This is a genomic window from Mesosutterella porci (assembly GCF_022134585.1).
Taxonomy (GTDB): Bacteria; Pseudomonadota; Gammaproteobacteria; order Burkholderiales; family Burkholderiaceae_F; genus Mesosutterella; species Mesosutterella porci.
Window position 1 is genome coordinate 101,612 of record NZ_JAKNCT010000007.1, and the last position, 12,188, is coordinate 113,799.

The window sequence follows — 12,188 nt, forward strand, 5'->3', positions numbered from 1 at the left end:
CAAGCAGGACATCTCGGACAAGGAAGAGTAGCCGGCCGGGCATAACGGCATCCGGCTCTTTGGGATGCTGCCCCGTCCGGGCCGCCCGCCTTCCGTCCCGAAAAAACGGGCCGCCTTTTAGGCGGCCCGTTTTTTCTCTTTTTCCTGCAGGGCTCAGTTGAACTTCTGGCCCATCTCGCGAGTGGTCAGGAACTTCACATTCTCCCAGTGCTTCTGGGTGGTCTGCAGGTTGTAGACCGAAGTGGCGAGATACACGAGGTTGCCGTCCGCATCAACGGCGAGGCGGGCCGCCTGCTCGTTGCAAAACTCCTCCTTCGTTTTTCCCTTGTCGTCAGGGAAAAGCAGCCATCTGGCCGTAGAAACCTCCGTGGGCTCATAGATCGCGTCCACGCGGTACTCGTTGGCCAGGCGCTGGGCCACGATTTCGAACTGCAGAACGCCGACTGCTCCCAGGTAGATGTGTCCGATGTCATCGGTGAAGACTTGGATGGCGCCTTCTTCTCCCAGCTCCTGAAGTCCTTGCCTGAGCTGCTTTTCCTTGAACGGATCCTTGCAGCGCACCGACCGGAACAGCTCCGGGGCAAAAAACGGGATGCCGACGAATCCGAGCTTTTCCCCTTCGGTAAGGGTGTCGCCGATGTGCAGCTGACCGTGGTTGTAAATGCCAATGATGTCGCCTGCGACGGCATCATCCATCCGCTTCCTTTCCTGAGCCATGAAGGTCAAGGCATTGGGGATCTTCATCTCCTTGCCCTCGCGGACATGGAAAACCTTCATGCCGGGCGTATAGCGTCCCGAGCAGACGCGGAAAAATGCGATGCGGTCGCGGTGCCGGGGATCCATATTGGCCTGGATTTTGAACACAAAGCCGGTGAACGGGGACTCGGTCGGCTGAACCATGCGGGTCCCGGCGTCCCGCGGCCGCGGCGACGGCGCCCAGTTGACCAGGGCTTCGAGCACATCCTCCACGCCGAAATTGTTGATGCCCGAACCGAAAAATACGGGGCTCTGGTCGCCGGCCAGATAGCGCTCCAGCGAGAAAGGCTCGCCCGCACCCTTCACCAGGCTGATGGCATCGCGGACATCCTTCATTTCCATCGGAAACAGCTCGTCGAGTTTGGGATTGTCCAGACCTCTGATGACCTCCGTCTCATGCGTCAGGTGATCTTCCCCAGGACGGAAGCGGACCAGCTCGTCATTGAGCAGCGAGAAGACTCCGCGAAAGTTTTTCCCCATTCCAATGGGCCAGGTGATAGGCACGCAGCTCAGCTGCAGCACGTCCTCAATTTCATCGAGTACGTCAAGGGGATCCCTCACCTCACGGTCCATTTTGTTGATGAAGGTGATGATCGGCGTATTGCGCAGCCTGCAGATCTCCAGCAACTTGATGGTCTGCGCCTCAACGCCCTTTGCCGCATCAATCACCATGACCGCGGCGTCTACAGCCGTAAGAACGCGGTACGTGTCCTCTGAAAAATCCTGGTGCCCCGGGGTGTCCAGAAGATTGATGACTTTGCCCTTGTAGTTGAACTGCATGACCGAGCTGGTCACCGAAATGCCACGCTGTTTTTCAACCTCCATCCAGTCGGACGTCGCGTGCCGAGCGGCTTTCCGGCCCTTCACCGCGCCGGCGAGCTGGATCGCCCCTCCGAAAAGGAGCAGTTTTTCCGTCAGCGTGGTTTTCCCCGCGTCAGGATGGGAAATAATAGCGAAAGTCCGCCGGTCAGCTACATCGCGGACCAGGGCTGGATTAGGAGAAGTCATAGGTGATTGAACAGAGCCTGAGGGCGGCAGGGCATGCTGCCGCGCCTTTTTCAGAAAGGTTTTGAATTTTAGCAAGCTTTCCGGGAGGCCGAGCCAAAAACCTTTACCATAACGTTAAAATTCCGGCCGTATGCAGATTTTCCTCTCCCCTTTCATGGCGGCCAGATCCTATGAGCTACTTTCCCAAATGGCAGACTAAAACCTCGGGCGTGATCGCCCCTGACGAGGCGCTGCCAGCCTCCCAGACCATTGCACTGGGCATACAGCACGTCGTGGCGATGTTCGGATCCACGATTCTCGCCCCGATCCTCATGGGCTTCGACCCCAATGTCGCCGTACTCATGAGCGGCATTGGGACCCTCATCTTTTTCCTTGTTGTCGGCGGCCGGATCCCCAGCTACCTGGGATCTTCCTTCGCTTTCATCGGCGTGGTTATCGCCGCCACAGGCTATGTGGCTGGCTCCGGGCTCAATCCAAACATCAGCGTGGCGCTGGGCGGCATACTGACCTGCGGCCTGGTCTATTTCCTCATCGGGCTCGTTGTTCAGGCTGTGGGGGTCAACTGGATCGAAAAGCTCATGCCCCCGGTGGTCACCGGCGCCGTGGTCGCAGTGATCGGCCTGAATCTGGCCCCGACTGCCTGCAAAAGCATCGGGCAGACGAATTTCGACGCCTGGATCGCCATTTTGTCCGTGCTATGCGTCGGAGGCGTCGCGGTCTATACGCGGGGGTTCGCGCAGAAGCTGCTCATTCTGATCGGCCTTTCCATCGCTTACGTCATATACGCCGTCCTAGCCAACGGCTTCGGCCTGGGAAAACCCATTGATTTTTCCATCATCTCCGACGCGGCCTGGTTCGGCGTACCCAATTTCCAGCATCCCGTGTTCAGGTCGGACGCCATCCTGCTCATCGTGCCCGTGGTGATTATTCTGGTGGCCGAAAACCTTGGACATGTGAAGGCCGTCACAGCGATGACCGGCCGGAATCTCGATCCCTACATGGGGCGCGCGTTCATGGGCGACGGACTTGCGACAATGATTTCCGCCAGCGTGGGCGGCACCGGCGTAACGACCTACGGGGAGAACATTGGGGTCATGGCTGCCACAAGGGTGTACTCCACGCTGCTGTTTCCCGTGGCGGCTGCGATTGCCATTCTGCTGGGCTTTTCGCCCAAGTTCGGTGCGCTCATCCACACCATTCCCCAGCCTATCCTTGCCGGCATGTCCATCGTTGTGTTCGGCCTCATCGCCATTGCCGGCGCCAGGATCTGGGTTGAAAATCACGTGGATTTCAGCAACAACCGCAACCTGATCGTGGCTGCAGTGACTCTCATTCTGGGGGGAGGCGACTTTACGCTCTCCCTGGGTGGGTTCACCATGGGAGGCATCGGAACGGCCACGTTCGGAGCCATCATCCTCAACGCCATCATGAGCCTCGGCGAAAAGAAGTCTCGCCGGTAACCCCTGCGCGCGCCTTGAGCCCAGGCGGCAAGGCGCGCGTCCTCCACTTTTTACGGAGCTCCATCAGCCCCTTTTCTGAAGCACTTTCCTGAAGGCTTCCGCCATGGAGCCTTCAGGCCGCCCGCGCTGTGGGGAGCTCGGTCTCCTGCCGCGCGCAGCCCCTGTTGCAGACGAAGAGCCGGCGGGGCGCTGCTTCATGGAAAGAGCGATCCTGCGGCGCTCCGCATTCACGTCCAGCACCCGCACCTTCACGATCTGCCCGACCCGGACCACCGCCGCCGGATCCTTGACGAAGGAGTCTGAAAGCTCGGAGATGTGCACCAGACCGTCCTGATGGACCCCGATATCGACAAAAGCGCCGAAAGCCGTGACATTGCTCACGACGCCCTCGAGCGTCATGCCCGGCCGAAGATCCGAGATCTCCTCGACTCCTTCTGCGAATCTGGCCGTGACGAAGTCCGGTCGGGGATCCCGCCCCGGCTTCTCCAGCTCGCTGAAAATGTCCTTGATCGTGGGCAGGCCGAAGCGCTCTGTTACGAAATCAGCGGCCCGTAGCCTGCGCAGCGCGTCATGATTGCCGATGAGCGACTCGAGGCTGAGGCCCGACCGCGAAGCGATCAGCCGAGCCAGCGGATAGGCCTCCGGATGCACCGCCGAGGCATCCAGCGGATTGGCTGCTCCGGGAATGCGCAGGAAACCCGCCGCGAGCTCGAACGTCTTCTGTCCAAGCCCTGGGACCTGCAGCAGCTGCTCCCTGCTCTGAAAGGCTCCGTGGCTGTCGCGCCACTGCACCACGGAACGGGCTGTCCGGGAGTTCAGGCCCGACACCCGGGCCAGAAGCATCGGGCTCGCAGTGTTGAGATCCACGCCGACTGAATTGACGCAGTCCTCCACAACAGCGTCCAGCTTTCTCGCCAGGCTGGCCTGATTCACGTCATGCTGGTACTGACCCACGCCAATCGCCTTGGGGTCAATCTTCACCAGCTCCGCGAGTGGATCCTGGAGCCTGCGGGCAATCGACACCGCCCCCCTGAAGCTCACGTCCATGTCCGGGAACTCTTCCGCAGCCAGTTCGCTGGCGGAGTAGACGCTGGCGCCCGCCTCGCTCACGACAACTTTGGCCATATGAAGCTCCGGGTGCTGCCGCAGCAGTTCTCCGGCCAGACGGTCCGTGTCGCGGGAAGCCGTCCCATTTCCAATGCTGATGAGGCTGGGACGGTACTTCAGAGCAAGACGGTACAGCGCCTCAAGGGCTCCCTTTCTGTCGTTTTTCGGCGAAAACGGATAGATCACCGACGTAGCCTGGACCGCACCCGTGTCAGAAATGACGGCCACCTTCACGCCCGTCCGTATTCCGGGATCCAGCCCGATGACGCCTTTGCGGCCAGCAGGCGCCGAGAGCAGCAGGTTCTGCAGATTGGAGCCGAAAACAGCTATCGCTTTTTCCTCCGCGCCCTCCCTCAGCTTCTGGAAAAGTTCGGTCTCGAGCGCCGTAAGGCACTTGACCCTCCAGGTCCAGCGGCAGACTCCCATCAGCCAGTCTTCAGAGGGCCGCCCCGAGAACGTGATGCCCTCCTGTTCGGCGATCATTGCCTGGCACGGATGAGGCTTTTTCTCCTCCAGGTCCTCCGGCAGAGCCACCTTGACCGAGAGGATCCCCTCGGAGCGACCGCGGAAAATAGCGAGAACCCGGTGCGACGGCACCTCTGGCAGCGGCTCCCTGAAATGGAAGTAATCCTCATACTTTTGGCCTTCCCGCTCCTTCCCCTCTATGACCTCGGAGCAGAGATCCGCTGTTTTCCAAAGATAAGCTCTCAGTTTTCCAACGAGCTCCGCGTCGGTCGAGAACTTCTCGGCCAGGATGTCCCTGGCGCCGTCAAGCGCCGAAGCGGCGTCCGGGAAAACCTCGGAAAGATACGCCGTAGCCTCTGCCTCCGGAACCAGCCGGGGATCGGCGAACAGTTTTTCTGCAAGGGGCTCCAGCCCGGCCTCGCGGGCCTTCTGCGCCCGCGTGTGCCTTCTGGGCCGGAACGGCAGGTACAGGTCTTCAAGCCGCTGCTTGCTCCCGGCCGAAAGAATCTGCTCCTGCAGTTGCGGCGTAAGCTGTCCCTGCTGCCGGATGGAGTCAAGGATGACGCCCCGGCGCTCCTCTAGCTCCTTCAGATAGAGAAGACGCTCTTCGAGCGTCCGCAGCTGCGTGTCATCGAGACCGCCTGTTGCCTCCTTCCGGTAGCGGGCGATGAACGGAACCGTCGCACCTTTCTCCAGCAGAGAGACCGCGGCCGCGGCCTGCGTCGGCCCGCAGTGGATTTCAGAGGCAATGACGGATGCAATTTTGCTGAGAAGATTTTCCATTTTTTCAATATCGCGGGCAGGACCTGAGACAGCGGAGCGCTCAGGCGGCCGACAGCTTCTGGGCGATGAGGCGGACGAGCCCCTGATCCTTGTTTCGATAAGCTTCGTTGCGAAGCTGCAGAATCTGCGGCGTTTTAAAAGACTGAGGGGTTTCCTGGCTGTATGTGAAGCGAAACCTCACCCCCTCGACGGTTTCCTCTATGTCAATCTCCTGCCAGCTGCGGGGCCATTCCCGGCTCGCGGCCACGTGAATTTCCAAGTGCCCGTCCGGCTGCAGGAAAACATGGTCTTCGACGCTGACGGTCCCGAAGTTCTTCACCCTGCGCAGCCAGCGGTTTCCGTCCTCCGAAGTGAACTCATGGACCTCTGAGCCCTCGCAGCCCGGCAGGAGCAGATCCGGGTGTCTGGCAAAATGCTCCAGCGCCTCCCAGGATTGGCTCTTTCCGGCCCCCTTCAGTTCTATTGAGTGTGAAAAAACCTTCATTTTTCTGATCGTTCCTTCTTCCGCCCCGGGCTCAGGCGCGCACCGTACCGCGCTTTATTCTTTTCTCAAGCCACTGGCTGTACCAGGACATCAGGAAAGAGGTGACGAAATAAATGAACCCTACGAAAAGATACCCAATGCCAAAAAACTCTCTCCAGACGGGATCTCCGAGCGCGAGCCTCAGGCTTCCAAGGAGATCATACATGGACACGACCGTCACCAGCGAGGTGTCCATGAAGGTCGACAGCAGGCTGTTGACAAAGGCCGGAATAACGGCCGCCAGGGCCTGAGGCAACAGCACGTACATGTAAGCCTGAAGCCTTGAAAGTCCCAGGGACTCCGCCGCCGCCATCTGAGCGGTTGGAATGGCCTGCAGTCCACCGCGCACGGTCTCTGCCATATAGGCGGCCTGGAACAGAACAATGCCCACTGCCACCCGCCAGAAAGTCGAGGACTCGGAGCCCACGGGCATCAGCAGCGGGAACACGAAGGCTGCGACAAACAGTACGGTGATCAGAGGGACTCCGCGGACCAGCTCGATATAGGCCGTGCACAGGTTGCGGACCAGCGGCAGTTCGGATCGCCTTCCGAGAGCCAGCAGGATGCCGATGGGCGCCGAGGCCGTCATGCCGATCAGCGTGAGCATCACGGTAAGCGGCAGGCCGCCCCAGGAATCGGAATCCACCTCCTCGAGCCCCCAGATGCCGCCGTACATCAGCGCAAAGAAAACGGCTAGGGAAGCTGCCCACCCCGCCACAAGGAAGCGCACGCCCTTCCTGTTCCAGAACCGGGGCAGGGCCGTGAGCACGAGCATCACAAGGATGATGGCCATGCCGACGGCCGGCCTCCACTGCTCCTCGTAGGGGAAGCGGCCAAAAATGATCAGGCGCCACTTCTCGGCGATGAACCCCCAGCAGGCGCCGGACGCCCGGTGGCAGGCCTCTGCGTCCGCCCGAAACACCGCATCGGCCAGCCCCCACTGGACAAAGCGCCACAGCAAGACGGCACCCATCAGAACGCCAAGCAGGGTCACGCCCGCCGAGAACCACCCGGCAGAGCCGCGCGCCGTCCGCGCAGAAAGAAAGTTCAGTGTCTTCATGCTGCCGCTCCTATCCGCATGAAATGCGCGTTAATCACGTTCATGATGACGGACGTAATGAGGTTCAACAACAGGTACACCAGCATGATGAGGCAAATCATCTCCAGAGCCTGCCCGGTGGTATTGATGGAGGTGTTGCCAATGCATACGACATCGGGATAGCCGATGACCACAGCAAGAGAAGAATTCTTCGTGAGGTTCATGAACTGGCTGGACAAGGGTGGAATGGCCAGCTTCATGGCCTGCGGGAAAATGACATAGCTCGAGGTCTGGAGCGGAGACAGGCCCAGCGCGAGACCCGCGTCCCACTGCCCGACGCCAACAGACTGAATCCCGGCCCGGATGACCTCCGCAATGGAGGCGGACGAAAAAAGGGTGAGCCCGAGCCAAAGGGCCAGGAACTCCGGTGTCAGGGATCCGCCGCCCTCCACAAGGAAGCCGTTGACGGCAGGATGACTCCAGCCCTGCAGCTGCCCGCAGATTGCCCAGACCAGGAACGCCGTGAGGAAAAAGGCCCCGAACGCCGCAAGCCAGGCCACCAGAAATGTAGAAGCCCTCAGGACGATGCGGCGCGTGAGCGCCGCAGCGGCCAGACCGGCAAGCAGACCCGCCAGGCAGGCCTCCGCGTTGTGGACCGGCACGGCGAACTGCAGCCCCGCCTTATCGAGGGTGAGCCACGCATCCGAACCGACCGTGGCCTCCATGTCCGGCAGCAGCTCCGTAATCACCGTGTAAATAGCGAGCAGCCCTACGATCAGAGGGATGTTGCGATAAAGCTCAACGTGCGCCCAGCCTAAAAAATGAACAACCGGCTGGCGCGAAATCTTCATAAAGGCGACGACGATGCCCAAGATCGTGGCGGTAAAAATGCTGACGACAGCCACTTTCAGAGTGTTGAGGATCCCCACTGTGAAGGCTCTTAGAAAAGAGTCCGAGGAACTGAAGGGGATCAGCGACTCTCCGATCTCAAAGCCCGCCGGGTGGCTTAGGAAACCGAATCCGTTCTGGATGTTCCTGGCGGCCAGGTTTTCAGAGACATTGGACGCGAGAAGAAGGAAAAACGCTAGGAGGCCCCCCGCGATGGCCAGCTGTATCATAGCCTCCCTGAACTTTCTGATCTGCTGTCTGCGGCGCCAGGCGGCGTCTCCGCAGGGCGGCTCTGCTTTTTTGTAACCGAACATATGGTTTCGGAAAGAACTTTGGGTTAAAGGCAGGCTCGCGGCCTTTCCCTGAGGCGGGCGGCCTGCCTTTTCATGCTTCTTTTAGCGCATCGGGGGAGCCATCAGCAGCCCGCCCTTTGTCCACAGGCGGTTCAGCCCGCGCGACAGACCGAGGGGAGTCTTCGGCCCGAGATTAGCTTCAAAAGACTCGCCATAGTTGCCGACCTGCTTGATGATGCGGTAGGACCACTGCTTGTCCAAGCCGATCATCTGCCCCAGATTCTCCTCCAGCCCGAGGAGGCGGCGAACGTTCGGGTTGTGGCTGCTCTTCATGGAGTCCACGTTGCTCTTCGTGATGCCCAGCTCCTCGGCCTCGAGCATGGTGTAGAAAGACCAGCGCACAATTTGAAACCAGTCCTCGTCCCCGCGGCGGATGGCCATGCCAAGAGGCTCTTTGGAAATGGTGTCCGGCAGGATGACGAAGTCATTGGGATTCTTAGCCCTCAGCCGGGCGCCGGCCAGATCGGAGCGGTCTGTCGTGTAGGCCTGGCAGCGTCCGGAAATGAAGGCACCCTGCGTGGCCTCCGTCGTACTGAACACAACCGGCTTGTATTTAATGTTGTTCGCCCTGGCGAAGTCCGCCAGATTCTTCTCGCTGGAGGTCCCGGTCTGGACGCAGATCGTCGCCCCGTTCAGCTTTTTGGCGGAATTAATCTTGTACTTCTTGGGCACCATGAAGCCCTGCCCGTCGATGTAATCTACGGCGACAAAAACAGAGCCCTGGGAGGCGTCGCGGCTCATGGACCACGTCGTGTTGCGGGCGAGCAGGTCGATCTGGCCTGACTGCAGGGCCGTAAAGCGTTGCTCGGAGGCAAGCGGCACATACTTCACCTTGTTGGCATTGCCCAGAACTGCGGCGGCCACCGCCCGGCAGATGTCCACATCAAGGCCGCTCCAATGCCCCTTGCTGTCGGCATTGGAAAAGCCGGGAGCGGCCGTGTTGACGCCGCAAATCAGTGTGCCGCGGTGCTTGACGGCATTGAGGGTTTTTCCGGCGAAGGCCGGCGAGGCGCAAAGCGCTGCGGCTGCCGCGATGGCGAAGGCTGACACTACCTTTTTGCGAAGCTTCATGGTTTTCTCCCTGACGGTCCTACGTTTTCTTCCCCCGCCGCCCGGCGTGGCTCCCCTGCAGACAGACACTCCTGAGCAAAAGAGGAATTTATTATTGAAAACTTTAGCAGACCGGCCCCGCCGAAAAACAGGGCCGTTTAGTTGATATTAGCTATTTCGGCCCCCTGCCGCTGTCTTTTTTGACTTAAAGCGAAGAAGAGCTCAACGCGCTCCTTTCTTTTTCTGACCCGCGGCCCTGGGCACCCGTTCCTCGAACTCGAAGCCCACCTTCCCCTTGCTGTCGAGCCTGAGGAAGGCCGAAAACTTCCGGTGCGTCTTGTTGGAAACGAACCCCTTCAGCAGATCGGTCTTGCCTTCCTTCAGAAGCTTCTCGAACTCTTTCCGGTCCAGCTCCTGCTGCAAAATGACCTTTCCCACGCGGAAGGAGCATTTCCCGGTGCCTCCCTTCAGCGCGTTCTCGCAGGCGTAGGCCATGGGCAGCTCGTAGAGCTTCCCTCCGCAGACAGGGCAGACCCCGATCGGACTAAGCGCGCTGAGGTCGGGTGCGGCAGTATCTGTGTCTTCGCGCGATGGACCGTCAAAAACAAACTCCAGCTTGTAGTCAGGAGCCGGCGTGAGGCGCAGCACAGCTGCAAAAGGCCGGCCCTGCTTGCTCACAAACCCCGTAAGCGGCCCGATCTTCTTCTTGGCGATCAGCTCCTCGACCTCCTCAGGCTCAAAGGTGCGTCCCCCGGGGTGCTTGGACAGGCTGAAGTCGCAGTCCTTATTGGTGCAGGCATACCGGCGGAACGTCTCTACCACCTCGCCGCCGCACTTCGGGCAGCGCTGCTTCAGATGGATGGGATTGGCCAGCGGCACGGAGTCTCCCTCGTACTGCTTGGCCGCATCCACGATCCTGCGGGTCATGTTCCTGATGCCGTCCATAAACTCTTCTCGCGAGAGGCTTCCCTTTTCAATCTGCGCGAGGCGGCTCTCCCACTCGCCCGTGAGCTCTGGCTCGGACAGTTCTTCGATTTTCAGCCCCTTCAGCAGAGTCATCAGCTCGAAAGCCTTGGCCGTAGGCCGCAGCTCCCTACCCTCGCGCAGAAGGTACTTCTGGACAATCAGTCCTTCGATGATGGCGGCCCGGGTGGCCGGCGTGCCGATTCCTTTTTCCTGCATGGCCGATCTCAGGGCATCATCCTCTACCATTTTGCCCGCGCCTTCCATGGCCGACAGCAGGGTGGCTTCCGTGTAGCGCGGCGGAGGAAGAGTCGTTTTCTCTAGGGGCTTCACCTCGTCCGTCCTGACGGTTTCGCCGGGCTTCAGTGCGGGAAGCCCCGCCTGGGCGCCGGCAGCATCTGCCCCGTAGACTTCGCGCCAGCCGGGCTTGACCAGTACGTTTCCCTTGGTCCGAAAGGATTCGCCCTCGACTTCAGTAATGCGCGTCGTCTCATCGACTTCGGCCGCCGGATAAAAAACAGCCATGAAGCGGCGCGCAATCATGTCGTATATCTTGGCCTCCGGCTCCGAGAGCTTGGACGGAAGGTGATCCGACAAAGGCACCAGGGCGAAATGGTCGCTGATTTTCGCCGTGTTGAAGATCCTCGGGTCGGGCTTCACCCAGCCCCCGCTGAGCGGTTGCGAGGCAATGCGGCTGAACTGCGGCAGCTGCGAGAGAAGCGACAGCGTCTTTCGCGCCTCCGGCACATAGTCCGTCGGCAGGCACTTGGCATCCGTTCGCGGATACGACAGCACCTTGTGCTTTTCATAAAGCGCCTGCGCCAGGGCCAGAGTTGTCTTGGCGGTAAATCCGAAGCGATTGTTCGCCTCGCGCTGCAAAGTCGTCAGATCGAACAGCGGGGGCGCGGAATGCTTGACCCTCTTGCGGCTTTCAGTCGCCTTTCCCGGCTTACCCCTACACTTCTCAGCCACGGCCTGCGCCTTCTCGCGCTCCCAGATCCTATCGGGCCGGTTCTCTCCGTCCGTTTTTTGCGACGGGTCGAACCACAGGCCCTCATAAGTCCCGTTCTCAGAGCTGAAGGAAGCCTGCACCTGCCAGTAGTCTCTGGGCTTGAAGGCGCGGATCTCCGCCTCGCGATTCACCACCACGGCGAGCGTCGGCGTCTGGACCCGGCCCACCGTTGTCAGGAAAAAGCCGCCGTTTTTGCTGTTAAAGGCCGTCATGGCCCGCGTTCCGTTGATCCCGACCAGCCAGTCGGCCTCCGAGCGGCTCCGTGCGGCCTGGGCAAGCGACCGCATTTCTTCATCGGACCTCAGATGCTGGAAGGCGCTTCGAATGGACGCCGGAGTCATTGACTGCAGCCAAAGCCTCTGTATCGGCTGCTTCGCCTTTGTGGCCTGCACAATGTAGCGGAAAATGAGCTCTCCCTCGCGGCCCGCATCGCAAGCGTTGATGAGCCCGGTAATGTCCTTGCGCTTGATCAGCTTCGCGAGCAGCTTCAGCCGCGGGGCGGTTTTCGCGATGGGCTTCAGCTCGAACTTCGGGGGAATAAGGGGCAGGTGCGCAAAGGTCCACTTCCCCCGCTTGACGTCATATTTGTCAGGAACTGCCAGCTCCAGGAGATGCCCGACAGCGCTGGCCACCACATACTGGTCGCCCTCAAAATAGTCTCCGGCATCGCTTTTTTTTCTTTCCATTCCGCCCAGAACTTTCTGGATGTCGTTGGCGACGGAAGGCTTTTCTGCAATGATCAGTTTTTTGCTCATGGGGGTCCAAGAGAAAAAGATAGATA

Annotated in this window: 7 protein-coding genes and 1 pseudogene; 1 reads left to right on the forward strand and 7 read right to left on the reverse strand. The window is 60.2% G+C overall.

Going from position 1 to position 12,188, the window contains the following annotated elements; all coding sequences use genetic code 11:
- Positions 1-153: 153 nt before the first annotated feature.
- Positions 154-1,764 carry a peptide chain release factor 3 gene (locus MAF45_RS06870; protein ID WP_237978847.1) on the reverse strand — a complete coding sequence of 537 codons (1,611 nt, stop codon included), beginning with the start codon at positions 1,762-1,764 and terminating at the stop codon, positions 154-156.
- A gap of 170 nt (positions 1,765-1,934) precedes the next feature.
- On the opposite strand from MAF45_RS06870, the gene MAF45_RS06875 reads away from it, so the two are divergent.
- A complete protein-coding gene (locus tag MAF45_RS06875; RefSeq protein WP_237978848.1) occupies positions 1,935-3,224 on the forward strand; it encodes a solute carrier family 23 protein in 1,290 nt (429 codons plus the stop codon).
- Between the two features lie 63 nt (positions 3,225-3,287).
- Here the strand turns inward: MAF45_RS06875 and MAF45_RS06880 are convergent, their stop codons facing one another.
- The 6 genes and pseudogenes from MAF45_RS06880 to MAF45_RS06905 all read right to left on the reverse strand — a co-directional run.
- A complete protein-coding gene (locus tag MAF45_RS06880) occupies positions 3,288-5,579 on the reverse strand; it encodes a Tex family protein (RefSeq protein ID WP_237978849.1) in 2,292 nt (763 codons plus the stop codon).
- 40 nt (positions 5,580-5,619) lie between these two features.
- Entirely contained in the window at positions 5,620-6,063 is a 444-nt protein-coding gene (locus tag MAF45_RS06885) for an SRPBCC family protein (protein WP_237978850.1), read from the reverse strand.
- A 31-nt stretch (positions 6,064-6,094) separates the two neighbouring features.
- Positions 6,095-7,162, reverse strand: a complete 1,068-nt coding sequence (locus MAF45_RS06890) for an amino acid ABC transporter permease (RefSeq protein WP_237978851.1) — start codon at positions 7,160-7,162, stop codon at positions 6,095-6,097.
- Positions 7,159-8,259, reverse strand: coding sequence for an ABC transporter permease subunit (locus MAF45_RS06895; RefSeq protein WP_237978853.1), 1,101 nt, complete (start codon positions 8,257-8,259; stop codon positions 7,159-7,161). The genes MAF45_RS06890 and MAF45_RS06895 overlap by 4 nt, the downstream gene beginning before the upstream one ends.
- 165 nt (positions 8,260-8,424) lie before the next feature.
- Positions 8,425-9,453, reverse strand: a complete 1,029-nt coding sequence (locus MAF45_RS06900) for an amino acid ABC transporter substrate-binding protein (protein WP_237978854.1) — start codon at positions 9,451-9,453, stop codon at positions 8,425-8,427.
- A 204-nt stretch (positions 9,454-9,657) separates the two neighbouring features.
- Positions 9,658-12,162 (reverse strand): annotated as a pseudogene (locus MAF45_RS06905) (DNA topoisomerase III); the annotation flags it as partial.
- Positions 12,163-12,188: the final 26 nt, after the last annotated feature.

Excerpts from the sequence above, each read along its gene's own strand:
- MAF45_RS06875 (WP_237978848.1), top strand. The coding sequence starts at position 1,935 with ATGAGCTACTTTCCCAAATGGCAGACTAAAACCTCGGGCGTGATCGCC.
- MAF45_RS06880 (WP_237978849.1), bottom strand. The coding sequence starts at position 5,579 with ATGGAAAATCTTCTCAGCAAAATTGCATCCGTCATTGCCTCTGAAATC.
- MAF45_RS06890 (WP_237978851.1), bottom strand. The coding sequence starts at position 7,162 with ATGAAGACACTGAACTTTCTTTCTGCGCGGACGGCGCGCGGCTCTGCC.
- MAF45_RS06900 (WP_237978854.1), bottom strand. The coding sequence starts at position 9,453 with ATGAAGCTTCGCAAAAAGGTAGTGTCAGCCTTCGCCATCGCGGCAGCC.
- MAF45_RS06870 (WP_237978847.1), bottom strand. The coding sequence starts at position 1,764 with ATGACTTCTCCTAATCCAGCCCTGGTCCGCGATGTAGCTGACCGGCGG.
- MAF45_RS06885 (WP_237978850.1), bottom strand. The coding sequence starts at position 6,063 with ATGAAGGTTTTTTCACACTCAATAGAACTGAAGGGGGCCGGAAAGAGC.
- MAF45_RS06895 (WP_237978853.1), bottom strand. The coding sequence starts at position 8,259 with ATGATACAGCTGGCCATCGCGGGGGGCCTCCTAGCGTTTTTCCTTCTT.